This is a genomic window from Ramlibacter sp. Leaf400 (genome assembly GCF_001424545.1).
GTDB lineage: Bacteria > Pseudomonadota > Gammaproteobacteria > Burkholderiales > Burkholderiaceae_C > Ramlibacter.
Genome location: NZ_LMQL01000008.1, coordinates 267,284 through 281,698, shown reverse-complemented (window position 1 = coordinate 281,698; position 14,415 = coordinate 267,284). Strand labels below are relative to the sequence as shown.

Here is a 14,415-nt window from a genome sequence, read left to right as displayed (position 1 = left end):
TTGCGGCGTTCGCCCTGCCACCGGCCGGGCTAATTCTTTCTTAATCAATCGTTTGATTGACGGTGGTTAAATGCGGGCCCCCATGCCTGCCACCGCGTCCCGCCACCGACCGCTGCGCCACCCACCCGCGCCCGCCGTGCCCAAGGGCGCCGCCGGCGAGCAGGCGCGCGAGCGGCTGCTGATGGCGGCCCTGCGCCTGTTCGCCGACCGGGGCTTCGCCGGCACCTCCACCCGCGACATCGCCCACGCCGCCGGCGCCAACGTGGCGGCCATCCGCTACTACTTCGGCGACAAGGAAGGGCTGTACCGCGCCGCGTTCACCGAGCCCATGGGCAGCGTGCGCGACGTCATCGCTCTGTACGACCAGCCCGGCCTGGACCTCGAGTCCGCGCTGGCCGTCTTCATGGGCACCTTCCTGGAGCCCATGAAGCTCGGCGACGAGCTGCTGGACCAGTGCATGCGGCTGCACTGGCGCGAGATGCTGGAGCCGTCCGCGCTGTGGCAGGAGGAGGTGGAGCACGGCCTGCGGCCGGCGCACCAGGCACTGGTGCGCATGCTGTGCCGCCACCTGGGCCTGCCGCAGGAGGACGACGAGGCGCACCGGCTGGCCTTCGCCATCTTCGCCCTGCCGATGCAGCTGTACGTCTGCCGCGACCTGGTGGAGCGCTTCCGGCCCGCGCTGCTGGACGGCGAGTCCGCCATCCAGGCCAGTGCCGGCCGGCTGACAGATTACGCCCTGGCGATGGTGGAGGCCGAGGCCCGCCGTCGCGCGGGCCCGAAGAAAGGGAGAACCCACGCATGAGACAGGTCCTTCGCGCCCTGGTGCTGCCGGCCGCGGCCTTGCTGCTGGCCGGCTGCGCCGTGACCCGGCCACCTTCGCAGGTCGAGGCGCCCCTGCCGGCGCAGTGGCACGCGCCGCTGCCGCACGACGGACAGCTGGCCGACATGGCCCGCTGGTGGGAGCAGTTGCAGGACCCGCTGCTGGTGGACCTGATCTCCGCGGCCCAGGCCGCCAGCCCGACGATCGCCCAGGCCGCCACCCGCATCGAGACCGCCCGCGCCACCCGCGTGGCCGCCGGCGCGGCCCTGCTGCCCAGCCTGGACGCCACCGCCTCGGCCAGCCGCGGCTTCACGCAGCCGCCGATCCCGCTGGCCACCACGGTGCAGGGCGGCCTGCAGACCGCCTGGGAGATCGACCTGTTCGGCGGCAACCGCGCCGCGGCCGACGCGGCGCAGGCCCGCCTGCAGGGCGCCCAGGCCGGCTGGCACGACGCCCGCGTGTCGGTGGCGGCCGAGACGGCCAACACCTACGTGGCGCTGCGCACCTGCCAGCGCCAGCTGGCCGTCGCCGGGAACGACGCCCGCTCCCGGGCCGAGACTTCGCGCCTCAACCAGCTCAGCGCCGAGGCCGGCTTCACCGCGCCGGCCGTCGCCGCGCTGGCGCGCGCGAGCGCGGCCGAGGCCTCGGCGCGCCTCACGCAGCAGCGCGCGCAATGCGAGATCGACCTGAAGTCGCTGGTCGCCCTTACCGCGGTGCCGGAGCCGGCGCTGCGCGAGCGGCTCGCCACGCCCTGGACCGAGCCCGGCCCCGTGCCGCTGTTCGGCGTGACCGCGGTGCCGGCGCAGGTGCTGGCCCAGCGGCCCGACCTGTTCCAGGCCGAGCGAGAGGTGTCGGCCTCCAGCGCTGACGTGGGCTCGGCCCAGGCCCAGCGCTATCCGCGCATTTCGCTCAGCGGCTCGGTGGCGGCCGGCATGGTGCGCCTGGGCGGGGAATGGACCGACGCCCAGACCTGGTCGATCGGACCGCTGGCGGTGACGCTGCCGCTGTTCGACGCCGGCCGCCGCGCCGCCAACGCCGACGCCGCGCGCGCCCGCTACGACGAGGCCGTGGTCACCTACCGCGCCAGGCTGCGGCAGGCGGTGGCCGAGGTGGAGCAGGCGCTGGTCAACCTGGAAAGCGCGCGCCGCCGCGACGAGGACGCCCGGACCGCGGCCGAGGGCTACCGCGCCTCGTTCGTCGCCACCGACGCGCGCTTTCGCGGCGGACTGGCCAGCGTGTTCGAGCTGGAGGACGCGCGCCGCACGCTGCTGGCGGCCGAGACCGCGCTGGTCACGCTGCAGCGCGAACGCGCCGCCGCCTGGGTGGCGCTGTACCGGGCCACGGGGGGCGGCTGGCGCCGCGACGAGGCGACCGCGGGCGCGGCCCGCACAAGAGAGGGGAAGAACGAATGAACAAGATCCGCAGGATGCCGGCCCGCACGCTGGCGATCGCCGCCGCCGCCACGCTGGTCGCCGCCGGCCTGTTCGCCGTCGCGGGCGGCTCGCGCGCGGCCGAGGAGAAGAAGCCCACGGCCAAGCCTTCGCTCACCGTGACCTCGGCCGTGCCGCGCCGGGTCGACCTGCCGGTGACGCTGGCCGCCAACGGCAACATCGCGGCCTGGCAGGAAGCCAGCGTCGGCGCCGAGACCGGCGGCCAGCGGCTGACCGAGGTCCGCGTGAATGTCGGCGACCGGGTTCGAAAGGGCCAGGTGCTGGCCACGTTCGCGGGCGACACGCTGCGGGCCGAGGCGGCCCAGGCGCGGGCCGCGCTGGCCGAGGCCGAAGCCGCGGCCGCGGAGGCCGCCGCCAACGCCGAGCGCGCGCGGGGCCTGGCGACCACCGGCGCGCTGAGCGCCGCGCAGATCAACCAGTACCTCACCGCCGAGAAGACCGCCCAGGCCCGCGTGCAGGCCGCCCGCGCCAGCTTCGACGCGCAGCAGGTGCGGGTGGGCCAGACGCAGGTGCTGTCGCCCGACGACGGCATCATCTCGGCCCGCACCGCCACGGTGGGCGCCGTGGTGGGCAGCGGCACCGAGCTGTTCCGCCTGATCCGCCAGGGCCGGCTGGAGTGGCGAGCGGAGGTGACGTCCACCGAGCTGGGACGCGTGCGCCCCGGCACGCGCGCCGAGGTCACGGCCGCGAGCGGCGCGCGCCTCGAAGGCAAGGTGCGCATGATCGGCCCGACCGTCGATCCGCAGACGCGCGCCGCGCTGGTGTACGTGGACCTCGTCAAGGCGCTGCCGGGTCCCGCGGAGGGCAGCGCGCGCGCCGGCATGTTCGCGCGCGGCGAGTTCGAACTGGGCGCCAGCCCCGCGCTGACCGTGCCGCAGCAGGCCGTGGTGCTGCGCGAGGGCTTCAGCTACGTGATGCGCCTGAACCCCGACGGCCGCGTGAGCCAGGTGAAGGTGCAGACCGGCCGCCTGGTGAACGGGCAGGTGGAGATCACCTCGGGCCTGCCGGCGGATGCCCGCGTGGTGGCCTCGGGCGGCAGCTTCCTGAACGACGGCGACCTGGTGCGCGTGGTGGAGGCGTCCGCGCAGGCCGCCGCGCGCCCGGCCTCGGCGCCGGAACGCTGAAGGAGCGAACTTCCATGATGAACGTCTCCTCCTGGTCGATCCGCAACCCGATCCCCGCGGTGATGCTGTTCGTGCTGCTCACCTTCGGGGGGCTGATGGGCTTCCAGGCGATGAAGGTCCAGAACTTCCCGGACATCGACCTGCCCACCGTCACGGTCACCGCCTCGCTGCCGGGCGCTTCGCCCTCGCAGCTGGAGACCGACGTCGCGCGCAAGCTCGAGAACTCCCTCGCCACCGTGCAGGGCGTCAAGCACATCATGACGAAGGTGCAGGACGGCGGCGTCAGCGTCACCGTGGAGTTCCGGCTGGAAAAGCCGGTGCAGGAGGCCGTGGACGACGTGCGCTCGGCGGTCTCGCGCGTGCGCGCCGACCTGCCGGCGGACCTGCGCGATCCCATCGTCTCCAAGCTCGACCTGGCCGGCCAGCCGGTGCTGGCCTACACCATCGCCTCATCGCGGCTGGACGACGAGGGGCTGTCCTGGTTCGTCGACAACGAGGTCTCGCGCAAGCTGCTGGCGGTCAAGGGCGTGGGCGCCGTCAACCGCGTCGGCGGCGTGACGCGCGAGATCCGCGTCGCCATCGACGCGCAGAAGCTGCAGGCCCTGGGCGCCACCGCGGCCGACGTGTCGCGCCAGCTGCGCCAGGTGCAGACCGAGAGCGCCGGCGGCCGGCTCGACCTGGGCGACGGCGAACAGCCGGTGCGCACGCTGGCCACCGTCAAGACCGCGCGCGAGATCGGCGAGATCGACATCACGCTGGCCAGCGGGCGCAGCATGAAGCTGCGCGACGTGGCCACCGTGAGCGACACCACGGCCGAGCCGCGCTCGGCCGCGCTGCTGGACGGCAAGCCGGTGGTGGGCTTCGAGGTCTCGCGCAGCCGCGGCGAGAGCGAAGTGGAGGTCGGCGGCGGCATCCGCGCCGCGCTGGAGGAACTGAAGGCCGCGCACCCGCACATCCAGCTCACGCAGGCCTTCGACTTCGTGACGCCGGTGCAGGAGGAGTACGACGGCTCGCTGCACCTGCTGTACGAGGGCGCGCTGCTGGCGGTGCTGGTGGTGTGGCTGTTCCTGCGCGACTGGCGGGCCACGTTCGTGTCGGCGGTGGCGCTGCCGATGTCGGTGATCCCGGCCTTCCTGGGCATGTACCTGCTGGGCTTCTCGATCAACGTGGTGACGCTGCTCGCGCTCTCGCTGGTGGTGGGCATCCTGGTCGACGACGCCATCGTGGAAGTCGAGAACATCGTGCGCCACGTGCAGATGGGCAAGACCCCCTACCAGGCGGCGATGGAGGCGGCCGACGAGATCGGGCTGGCGGTGATCGCCACCACCTTCACGCTGATCGCGGTGTTCCTGCCCACGGCTTTCATGAGCGGCATCGCCGGCAAGTTCTTCAAGCAGTTCGGCTGGACCGCCGCGCTGGCGGTGTTCGCTTCGCTGGTGGTGGCGCGCGTGCTCACGCCGATGATGGCGGCCTACCTGCTCAAGCCATCCCCGGCCCCGCACGGCGACCCGCTGTGGATGCGCATCTACCTGCGCGCCGTGAACTGGAGCCTGCGGCACCGCCTGGCCACCGTGCTGATGTCGGCGGCCTTCTTCGTCGGCTCGCTGGCGCTGATTCCGCTGCTGCCCACCGGCTTCATCCCGCCGGACGACAACTCGCAGACCCAGGTCTACCTGGAGCTGCCGCCCGGCTCCACGCTGGAGCAGACCCGCAGCGCCGCCGAACAGGCGCGCCTGCTGGTGGGCAAGGTCGACCACGTGGAAAGCGTCTACACCACCATCGGCGGCGGCAGCGCCGGAACCGATCCGTTCAGCGGCAGCGGCCAGGCCGAGGTGCGCAAGGCCACGCTCACCATCCTGCTGGCCGAGCGCGGCGAGCGTCCGCGCAAGCAGCCGATCGAGAACCAGATCCGCGTCGCGCTGCAGGAGCTGCCGGGCGTGCGCAGCAAGGTCGGCCTGGGCGGCTCGGGCGAGAAGTACATCCTGGTGCTGACCGGCGAGGACCCGCAGGCGCTGCAGGCGGCGGCGCTCGCGGTGGAGAAGGACCTGCGGACCATCCCGGGCCTGGGCAGCATCGCTTCCACCGCCAGCCTGGTGCGGCCCGAGATCGCCGTGCGGCCCGACTTCACCCGCGCGGCCGACCTGGGCGTGACGAGTGCGGCGATCGGCGAGACGCTGCGCATCGCGACCGTGGGCGACTACGACGTCTCCCTGCCCAAACTCAATCTCTCGCAGCGGCAGGTGCCGATCGTGGTGCGCCTGCAGGACGAGGCGCGGCAGGACCTGTCGGCGCTGGAGCGGCTGACCGTGCCCGGCGCGCGCGGGCCGGTGATGCTGGGGCAGGTGGCGACGCTGGAGCTGACGGGCGGGCCGGCCGTGATCGACCGCTACGACCGCTCGCGCAACATCAACTTCGAGGTGGAGCTGTCGGGCCTTCCGCTGGGCGACGTGGCGGCCCAGGTGGAGCAGCTGCCCTCGATCCGCAACCTGCCGGCCGGCGTGCGCCAGGTCACCATCGGGGACGCCGAGGTGATGGGCGAGCTGTTCGCCAGCTTCGGGCTGGCGATGCTCACCGGCGTGCTGTGCATCTACATCGTGCTGGTGCTGCTGTTCAAGGATTTCCTCCACCCGGTGACCATCCTGGCGGCGCTGCCGCTGTCGCTGGGCGGCGCCTTCGTCGGCCTGCTGCTGGCGCAGAAGAGTTTTTCCATGCCTTCGCTGATCGGGCTGATCATGCTGATGGGCATCGCGACCAAGAACTCGATCCTGCTGGTGGAATACGCCATCGTCGCGCGGCAGCAGGGCCTGAGCCGCTTCGAGGCGCTGATGGATGCGTGCCACAAGCGCGCGCGGCCGATCATCATGACCACCATCGCCATGGGCGCGGGCATGCTGCCGATCGCGATCGGGCTGGGGGCCGCGGATGCGAGCTTCCGCTCGCCGATGTCGATCGCGGTGATCGGCGGGCTGATCACGTCGACCGTGCTGAGCCTGCTGGTGATCCCGGTGGTGTTCACCGTGGTGGACGACGTGGAAGGGCTGATCCGCAAGATCGTGCGCAAACTGCGCCGGCATCCGCCCGCGCAACCCGCCGAATCCACTCCGCGCTGAGGACTCTCCCCCTCCGGGGGCGGGATGGGTTGGAGGCGCGCCCGGGCGCCCGCTTTCAGCCCCGGATCTTTCGAACGAACGCCGTTGTGGAATACCCGTCCACGAACGGCAGCGCCACCGCCCGGCCGCCCCAGCCCTGCACCAGCGGCGTTTCGGGCAGCCTGGCCATGTCGTAGTCGCCGCCCTTGACGTAGATGGCGGGGCGCAGCTCGGCCAGCAGCTGGACCGGCGTGTCCTCGTCGAACCAGGTGACCAGGTCGACGCTGCCCAGCGCGGCCATCATGATCGCGCGGTCCTGCTCGCCGTTGAGGGGACGGTCCGGGCCCTTGCCGAGACGGCGGGCCGAAGCATCGGTGTTGAGCGCCACCACCAGGCTGGCCCCGAGCGCGCGGGCCTGCGCCAGGTAGGTGACGTGGCCGCGATGCAGCACGTCGAAGACGCCGTTGGTGAAGACCACCGGTTGGGCCAGCGCGGCCAGCGCCTGGGGCGCCTGCTCGCGCGAGACGATCTTGCGCAGGAACTCGGGCGCCGCGGCGGGGGCCATCAGGCCGTGGTGGGGGTCGGCGTGCCGCCCGGGGTGAGCGTGGCCGTCACTTCCTTGCGGTAGCGATTGAGCTCCTGGACGCTCTTGAAGCTGCGGTTCATCAGCAGGCTCATGTTGTGCAGGATGCGCTCGACCACCTTGGTCTCCCACACCGCATCGAACTTGATCTGCGTGTCCAGCCAGTGCTCCAGCCACTCGGGGTTGGGCAGCCGGCTCTGGATGGTGTCGCGCGGGAACAGGGTCTTGTTCACGTGCAGGTTGGTGGGGTGCAGGGCCTGCGCCGTGCGGCGCGCACTGGCCATCAGCACGCCGACCTTGGCGAACGCGGCCTTGGCCTCGTTGCCGAACTTGGCGATGGCGCGCTTCATGTAGCGCAGGTAGGCGCCACCGTGGCGCGCCTCGTCCTGGCTGAGCGTCTGGTAGATGTGCTTGATGACCGGCTCGGTGTGCCACTCGCTGGCCCGGCGGTACCAGTGGTTCAGGCGGATCTCTCCGCAAAAGTGCAGCATCAGCGTCTCGAGAGCCGGTGCCGGCTCGAATTCGAAGCGCACCTCGTGCAGCTCCTCCTCGGTGGGCACCAGGTCGGGACGGAAGCGCTTGAGGTACTCGATCAGCACCAGCGAGTGCTTCTGCTCCTCGAAGAACCAGATCGACATGAAAGCGGAGAAGTCGCTGTCGTCGCGGTTGTCGCGCAGGAACATCTCGGTGGCGGGCAGGGCCGACCACTCGGTGATCGCATTCATCTTGATGGTCTGGGCCTGCTCGTCGGACAGCTTGGAAGCGTCGAACTTGTCCCAGGGAATGTCCTTGTCCATGTCCCATCGCACGGACTCGAGCTGCTTGAACAATTCGGGATAAAGCATAAAAGTGTCTCTTGGTTGCCCGAATTTTAAGCGGCGCCGGTGAAGGAACGCTTACACGGCCTTGATCTCGCGCAGCATTCGTGCGGCCATTCGGGTTGGGCGCCTACAACCCGGCGCGGCCGCGCTGCCTGCCGCAGAATCAGCCACCACTCGTTTTGCGAGGTCTCCCATGCACCGTACCCCGGCCTTGTGCCTCGCCCTCGCTGCCGCGGCGGCGCTGCCCTCGTGGTCCTTCGCGCAGGCAGCGCCGACGACCGCCACGAGTGCGTGCCCCGCACTGCTGAACCAGCAGTTCCCCAGGCTGCAGGACGAGAAACCGCAGTCGCTGTGCCAGTACGCCGGCAAGGTGCTGCTGGTGGTCAACACCGCGAGCTACTGCGGCTTCACGCCGCAGTACCAGGGACTGGAGGATCTGTACGGCCGCTACCGCGGCCGTGGCCTGGTGGTGCTGGGCTTCCCGTCCAACGACTTCGCCCAGGAGCGCGGCAGCAACCAGGAGATCGCGGACTTTTGCGAGAGCACCTTCGGCGTGAAATTCCCGATGTTCGCCAAGAGCGCCGTGCGGGGCGGCGATGCCAATCCGCTGTTCCGGGAACTGGCGTCGCGCACCGGCCAGGCGCCGCGCTGGAATTTCCACAAGTACCTCATCGCCCGCGACGGGACCGTGGTCGCCCAGTACTCGAGCCTCACGACGCCGCAGGACAAGGCGCTGGTCGGGCAGATCGAGAAACTGCTGGGCCCGCCCTGAGCGGGACTCACAAAACTTTACCGAAATGCCGACCTGCCCGGCGGAACCGGCCGCCGGGCAGGCGTGTCCATAAGGGCACGGAGCAGGGCTCCACAAGAATTTTCTGAGTTATTGCTGCGAAGCCTTCCGGGCGCATGACGCCCGGCTGCAATCCTGGGGCGACTCTTCTCCTCCTCCCTCCCTCCCTCCTTCGTTCCGGGGCGCTTCGCAGCATTTTTATTCCGGCCGAGCCGGCGACGCTGACCGCAAGGTCGCGCCTCGTCGGCTCTTGCATTTGCGGAATGCGCGCGAAGGCGCCGTGCGGGCGCGACTCGGGCGCCCTCAGGGGGAAAGGAAATCGCGGGCGGTCAGCCCGGCTTGGAGTCCTGGAAGCTGGTGCGTTGCATCAGCTTGGCGTCCAGCTTTTCCAGGTTGGGATAGGCGGTGCGCCAGTCGATCTCCGGAAAGCGGAAGTCGAGGTAGCCCAGCGCACAGCCGACCGCGATGTCGGCCAGGCTCAGGTGGATGCCGGCGCAGAAGGGCTTCTCGCCCAGGCCCTGGCTCATGGCCTTGAGGCTGGCTTCGACCTTGCCGATCTGGCGGTCGACCCAGGCCTGGCTGCGCTGCGCCTTGCTGCGGCCGGCCCAGTTGTTTTCCAGGCGGGCCAGGATCGCGGCGTCCAGCACGCCGTCGGCCAGCGCCTCCCAGGTCTTGACTTCCGCGCGCTCGCGCCCGACGGCGGGGATCAGCTTGCCCACCGGCGACAGCGTGTCCAGGTACTCGACGATCACGCGCGAATCGAACAGCGCCTCGCCGCCTTCCATCACCAGGCAGGGCACCTTGCCCAGCGGATTGGATTCGGAGATCGTGGTCTCGGACGACCACACGTCCTCCTGCACGAACTGATAGTCCAGCTTCTTCTCGGCCATCACGACACGCACCTTGCGCACGTAAGGGCTGGTCACGGCTCCGATCAGTTTCATGGGACTCTTGCTGTTGGGGGGCACGCGGCCGATTCTAGGGGGAACCATTGTGCCGCTGTGGCAGCGCGGCGACACGGTTTTCGCACCGGAACCTGCGCGGGTGCGCGCCTACAATCCGCGTTCCCATGACGCTATCCACCATCTCGGCGCTGTCGCCGCTGGACGGCCGCTACGCCGCGCGCCTGTCGGCGCTGCGCCCGCTCATGAGCGAGCAGGGCTACATGCACCGCCGGGTGCAGGTCGAGGTCTGCTGGTTCATCGCCCTGTCCGACGCCGGTTTCGCAGAGTTCAAGCCGCTGTCGCCGGGCGCGCGCACCTACCTGCTCGGCCTGGTCAAGAACTTCTCCGAGCCCGACGCATTGGCCATCAAGGAGATCGAGAAGACCACCAACCACGACGTGAAGGCCGTGGAGTACTGGATCAAGTCGAAATTCGAGGCCCGGCCCGAGCTGCGCGCGGCCAGCGAGTTCGTGCACTTCGCCTGCACCAGCGAGGACATCAACAACACCAGCCACGCGCTGCAGCTCAAGTACGCGCGAGAGCAGGTGCTGCTGCCCGCGCTGGACGCGGTGATCACCCGCATGCGCGAGATGGCGCACTCGTACGCCGACGTGCCCATGCTCAGCCGCACCCACGGCCAGACCGCGAGCCCGACCACAGTGGGCAAGGAGATCGCCAACGTGGTCGTGCGCCTGGCGGCGGCGCGCGAGCGGGTGGCGGCCGTCCGGCTGCTCGGCAAGATGAACGGCGCCGTGGGCAACTACAACGCGCACCTGGCGGCCTGGCCCGACTTCGACTGGGAAGCCTTCAGCCGCAAGGTGGTGGAGACGCCCGAGCCGCTGGGCCTGGGCCTGACCTTCCAGCCCTACAGCATCCAGATCGAGCCGCACGACTACATGGCCGAGCTGTTCGACGCCGTGGCGCGCGCCAACACCATCCTGGTGGACTGGGCGCGCGACGTCTGGGGCTACATCGGCCTGGGCTACTTCAAGCAGCGGCTGCGCGACGGTGAGATCGGCTCCTCGACCATGCCGCACAAGGTCAACCCGATCGACTTCGAGAACGCCGAAGGCAACCTGGGACTGTCCAACGCCCTGTTGCGGCACCTGTCGGAGAAGCTGCCGGTCTCGCGCTGGCAGCGCGACCTGACCGACTCCACCGTGCTGCGCAACATGGGCGTGGCGCTCGGCTACGCGGTGCTCGCGTACCACTCGATGGGCATCGGCTTGGCCAAGCTGGAACTCAACCGGGAAGCGCTCGACGCCGACCTCGACCAGGCCTGGGAAGTGCTCGCCGAGCCGATCCAGACCGTGATGCGCCGCTACGGCGTGCAGGGCGCGTACGAGAAGCTCAAGGAAGTCACGCGCGGCAAGACGGTGCGCGCGGAGGACCTTCATGCGCTGATCCGCTCGCTGGAGATCCCGGCGGCGGAACGCGAACGGCTGCTGGCAATGACGCCCGGCAGCTACGCCGGCAAGGCCGCCGAACTGGCCCGTCGCGCATAGACATGGTGCCCCCACGCTGCGCACTTCGTGTCGTCGCTGCCCCCCGAGGGGGCTGGTCCGCCTAGGGGCGGCCCGTCGTCGGACCGTGGCGCTCAAGTCCACCATCTTCAAGGCTCAGCTGGCGGTCGCCGACATCGACCGCGGCTACTACGCCGACCACGCGCTCACCCTGGCGCGCCATCCCAGCGAGACCGACGAACGCATGATGGTGCGGCTGGCGGCGCTGGCGCTCAACGCCCACTCGCTGCAGACCGAATGCGGCGGCGACGGCACGCTCGCCTTCGGCGCGGGCCTCTCCGACCCGGACGACCCCGACGTGTCGCTGCGCGATTTCACCGGCCGCACGCGCCTGTGGATGGAGGTCGGGCAACCGGAAGACAAGCCCCTGGTGCGCGCCTGTTCGAAGGCGGACAAGGTGCTGGTCTACGCGTTCTCGCACTCGGCCGAGATCTGGTGGCGCGGCATCGAAGGCAAGCTGTCGCGGCTGGAGAGGCTGCAGGTCTGGCGCATCCCCGCCGTGTCGTCCCAGGCGCTGGCGGCGCTGGCCGAACGCTCCATGCAGCTGCAGGCCACGATCCAGGAGGGCACGCTGATGTTCTCGGGCGCCAAAGGCAGCGTCGACATCGAGCCGGTTCGCTGGAAGTGAACCGTCAGGGCGGCATCGGCCGGCCGCAGTTCCAGCAGCTCTCGAAACCACCTTCCACGATCTCGCCGCAGGCGCACGCCCAGCGGCGCTGCGGCGTGGCCAGCAGCTGGTCGAGCAGCTCGCGCGCGCCGGCCTCCTGCGAGCGGTCGGCGATCCAGACTTCGGGCAGGCACTGGTCCGGCGGCAGTTCGCCGGCGGCGGCGCCCAGGAAATAGCGCTGGAGCGAGGCATCGAAGCCTGCCTGGCGCAAGAGGTCGACCCACAGCGTCGCGATCGCGATGTTCGGAGCGCGGGCCAGGCGCAGCATCAGCCCTGCCCTTGGGGCGGCTGCGCCGGTTTCTTCTCGGCGGCCCGTTCGGCGTAGCGGTTGAAGCGCCAGGCGTCGCTCGCCAATGTGATGCGGCGCCAGGTCTGGCGCTTGGCCGCGGGGCTCATCTCGGGCCACAGCTGCACCTCCTCGAAGGTGCGCCCGCACCCCTTGCAGACCTCGTCGCCCTGGCTGGTGGAGCAGATGGCGATGCAGGGCGTGTCGGGCGTGCTGTCGTACCAGGCCTTCCACGCGGCGTAGGCCTCGGGCGGGAAGCCGCGCTCGTCGGCTTCGTCCTCGTGGTAGTACACCATCAGCGCGTAGACCTCGGCCAGCGCGCGCAGCTCCGGCGCCAGCGTGACGCCGTCGGGCGAAGGCCGGCGCTCCCGCCAGTGGTTGATGGCGGCTTCGATGTCGGTGATGTGGATTCCGGCCATGGCTGGGGGGTGGGGCAGGGATGATAGCCCCGGCTCCGAAGGCCTGCGCAGCGGGGAGCCGATGCTATCCTCGCCGGCGATGAAGCTGATCACCAAGTGGCTCCTCAGCGCGATGGCGCTGGTCTTCGTCGCCTACGTCTACACCGGCGTGGAGGTGAAAAGCTTCACCGCGGCGCTGATCGCCGCCTTCGTCATCGGCCTGTTCAACATGGTGGTGCGACCGGTGCTGGTGGTGCTCACGCTGCCGGTGACGGTGCTGACGCTGGGCCTGTTCCTGTTCGTGATCAACGCCCTGATGTTCTGGGCAGCCGCCACGGTCCTCGAAGGCTTCCACGTGCCGGGCTTCCTGCAGGCCCTGGTGGGCTCGCTGATCTACTCCGCCATCGGCGTGGTGATCGATTCAGCGCTCGAGCGCCTGTTCCCGAAGAAGTGACTCCACCTGCCGCGTGCGGGTGTCGATGATCGAGGCCTCGATGTGGTCGCCGGCCGCGGCGCCACGCCGCACCAGGTCCTGCGCCGCCTTGAGCCGGTCCACCGCCGCCGCGTAGTCGAGCTGCGCCACCTGGATCTCGGCTTCGGCGCGCACGGCGCGAAGCGTCTGGCCCTGGGCGTGGTAGGCGGCGGCGAGCACCTGCCAGGCGAACGCGTCGCGCGGCTGCGTGGCCACCCAGGCCTGCAACAGTTGCGCCACCTGGCTGGCATTGCCGGCCGCGATGCCCGCCTGCGACCGCAGCAGCAGCTCGGGCCGCGAGCGCGAAGCGGCATCGAGCAGCGACAGCGCCCTTTCGGTGCGGCCGCCGGCCAATGCCACTTCGGCCAGCAGCAGCCGGGCCTGCCGGGCGGCCGCGGGCGCGTCGCGCTGTTCGTCGACCAGGCGCTGCGCGTACATCACGGCCGTTCCGGTATCGCGCAGCCGCGAGGCGGCCAGGCTGGCGGAGTACAGCGTGGCGGCCCGGCGCAGCGCGGGCGCGCCGGCCTGCAGGCTGGTGGCTTCGCTCACCAGGGAACGCAAGGCGTCCACGCCGACGCTGGACAGCGCCCGTGCGCGGGCCGCCATCAACGCATGCTCCAGCACCGCCGGCGCGTTGGCATCGATCCGCTCGCGCGCGACGAGCTGCGAGCGCGCCTGCATGTCGGCGCTGCGCTCGGTGGTCATCGGATGGGTGCGCAGGTAGGGGTAGGTGCCGTTGTCGTTCAGGCGCGAGGCCTGCTGAAGCTTCTCGAACATGCTGGCGAACCCCGCGGGCTCGAAGCCGGCCTGCGTCAGCACCCCGTAGCCCACGCGGTCGGCCTCCCGCTCCATCTCGCGCGAGAAATTGAGCTGGTTCTGCACCGCCATGGCCTGGCCGCCGCTCATGACGGCATTGGCGGCGTCCGAGTTCTTGCGGGCCGCCAGCGCGCCCAGGATCATGGCCGCGATCATCAGCGGCGCCTGGCGCTTTTCCTGTGTCACCAGCCGCGAGATGTGGCGCTGCGTCACGTGGCTGAGCTCGTGCGCCAGCACCGACGCGAGCTCATCGCGGCTGGTGGTGACGCTCACCAGGCCCAGGTGCAGCCCCAGCCAGCCGCCCGGCAGGGCGAACGCGTTGACGCTGCGGTCCTTGCCCAGCAGCACCTGCCAGGCGAAACGCTCGTCCAGCTCCGACGTGAGCTCGCCGCGCGCGCGCGCGGCCTGCAGCAGCGGTTCCCAGATGCCACGCACGTACTCGACCAGCACCGGGTCGTCGATGTAGTCGGGATCCCGGTAGAGCTCGCGCGCGATCTTCTCGCCGAGGCGGCGCTCGGCCGAGCTGCTCATCTCGCTGCCGTCGCCCAGGGTGGGGAGTTGGGCGGCGGCGGGGATGGTGGACGCGAGCATCGCCGCCGCCAGGGTGGCGGTGGTTGCGCGACGAAGAGAG

At 70.6% G+C, this 14,415-nt stretch carries 14 protein-coding genes; 8 read left to right on the top strand and 6 right to left on the bottom strand.

Translation table 11 applies throughout. The features are described 5' to 3' along the window. The first annotated feature begins 82 nt into the window (after positions 1–82). From ASG30_RS07550 to ASG30_RS07535, 4 genes are read left to right on the top strand one after another with little or no spacing between them, the layout of a single operon-like run. Positions 83–802, top strand: coding sequence for a CerR family C-terminal domain-containing protein (locus ASG30_RS07550; protein ID WP_055894532.1), 720 nt, complete (start codon positions 83–85; stop codon positions 800–802). Continuing rightward, complete coding sequence (locus ASG30_RS07545; RefSeq protein WP_055894530.1) at positions 799–2,232, top strand: efflux transporter outer membrane subunit; 1,434 nt, start codon at positions 799–801, stop codon at positions 2,230–2,232. The genes ASG30_RS07550 and ASG30_RS07545 overlap by 4 nt, the downstream gene beginning before the upstream one ends. Further along, positions 2,229–3,395, top strand: a complete 1,167-nt coding sequence (locus ASG30_RS07540) for an efflux RND transporter periplasmic adaptor subunit (protein WP_055894529.1) — start codon at positions 2,229–2,231, stop codon at positions 3,393–3,395. The genes ASG30_RS07545 and ASG30_RS07540 overlap by 4 nt, the downstream gene beginning before the upstream one ends. A gap of 17 nt (positions 3,396–3,412) precedes the next feature. After that, on the top strand, positions 3,413–6,505 hold the full coding sequence (locus tag ASG30_RS07535) for an efflux RND transporter permease subunit (RefSeq protein ID WP_055894826.1): 3,093 nt from the start codon (positions 3,413–3,415) through the stop codon (positions 6,503–6,505). 55 nt (positions 6,506–6,560) lie between these two features. Here the strand turns inward: ASG30_RS07535 and rfaE2 are convergent, their stop codons facing one another. Together rfaE2 and ASG30_RS07525 are read right to left on the bottom strand one after the other, a co-directional pair. After that, the gene (gene rfaE2 / locus ASG30_RS07530; protein WP_055894527.1) at positions 6,561–7,049 is read right to left on the bottom strand and encodes a D-glycero-beta-D-manno-heptose 1-phosphate adenylyltransferase; all 489 of its coding nucleotides are present in this window, start codon (positions 7,047–7,049) and stop codon (positions 6,561–6,563) included. After that, entirely contained in the window at positions 7,049–7,912 is an 864-nt protein-coding gene (locus tag ASG30_RS07525; protein ID WP_055894525.1) for a hypothetical protein, read from the bottom strand. Before ASG30_RS07525 ends, rfaE2 begins: the two co-directional genes overlap by 1 nt. Before the next feature lie 169 nt (positions 7,913–8,081). Here ASG30_RS07525 and ASG30_RS07520 point away from each other — a divergent pair, with 169 nt between their 5' ends. After that, on the top strand, positions 8,082–8,660 hold the full coding sequence (locus ASG30_RS07520; RefSeq protein ID WP_055894524.1) for a glutathione peroxidase: 579 nt from the start codon (positions 8,082–8,084) through the stop codon (positions 8,658–8,660). Positions 8,661–9,007: 347 nt separating this feature from the next. Here the strand turns inward: ASG30_RS07520 and ASG30_RS07515 are convergent, their stop codons facing one another. After that, positions 9,008–9,622 (bottom strand): glutathione S-transferase N-terminal domain-containing protein, encoded by a 615-nt coding sequence (locus ASG30_RS07515; RefSeq protein WP_055894522.1) that lies wholly within the window; start codon positions 9,620–9,622, stop codon positions 9,008–9,010. Positions 9,623–9,747: 125 nt separating this feature from the next. On the opposite strand from ASG30_RS07515, the gene purB reads away from it, so the two are divergent. Both purB and ASG30_RS07505 read left to right on the top strand, forming a co-directional pair. Beyond that, positions 9,748–11,127: an adenylosuccinate lyase gene (purB, locus tag ASG30_RS07510; RefSeq protein WP_055894520.1), complete on the top strand. Its 1,380-nt coding sequence runs from the start codon at positions 9,748–9,750 to the stop codon at positions 11,125–11,127. 85 nt (positions 11,128–11,212) lie between these two features. Next, a complete protein-coding gene (locus tag ASG30_RS07505) occupies positions 11,213–11,773 on the top strand; it encodes a YaeQ family protein (RefSeq protein WP_055894519.1) in 561 nt (186 codons plus the stop codon). 4 nt (positions 11,774–11,777) lie between these two features. On the opposite strand, the gene ASG30_RS07500 is transcribed toward ASG30_RS07505, so the two are convergent. Continuing rightward, entirely contained in the window at positions 11,778–12,080 is a 303-nt protein-coding gene (locus ASG30_RS07500; protein WP_055894517.1) for a hypothetical protein, read from the bottom strand. Further along, positions 12,080–12,517: a DUF3717 domain-containing protein gene (locus ASG30_RS07495; RefSeq protein ID WP_055894515.1), complete on the bottom strand. Its 438-nt coding sequence runs from the start codon at positions 12,515–12,517 to the stop codon at positions 12,080–12,082. The genes ASG30_RS07500 and ASG30_RS07495 overlap by 1 nt, the downstream gene beginning before the upstream one ends. Before the next feature lie 79 nt (positions 12,518–12,596). Here ASG30_RS07495 and ASG30_RS07490 point away from each other — a divergent pair, with 79 nt between their 5' ends. Further along, a complete protein-coding gene (locus ASG30_RS07490; protein WP_055894514.1) occupies positions 12,597–12,950 on the top strand; it encodes a phage holin family protein in 354 nt (117 codons plus the stop codon). On the opposite strand, the gene ASG30_RS07485 is transcribed toward ASG30_RS07490, so the two are convergent. Then, positions 12,918–14,375 (bottom strand): M48 family metalloprotease, encoded by a 1,458-nt coding sequence (locus ASG30_RS07485; protein ID WP_082521949.1) that lies wholly within the window; start codon positions 14,373–14,375, stop codon positions 12,918–12,920. The two genes, ASG30_RS07490 and ASG30_RS07485, sit on opposite strands and share 33 nt — an antisense overlap. Positions 14,376–14,415: the final 40 nt, after the last annotated feature.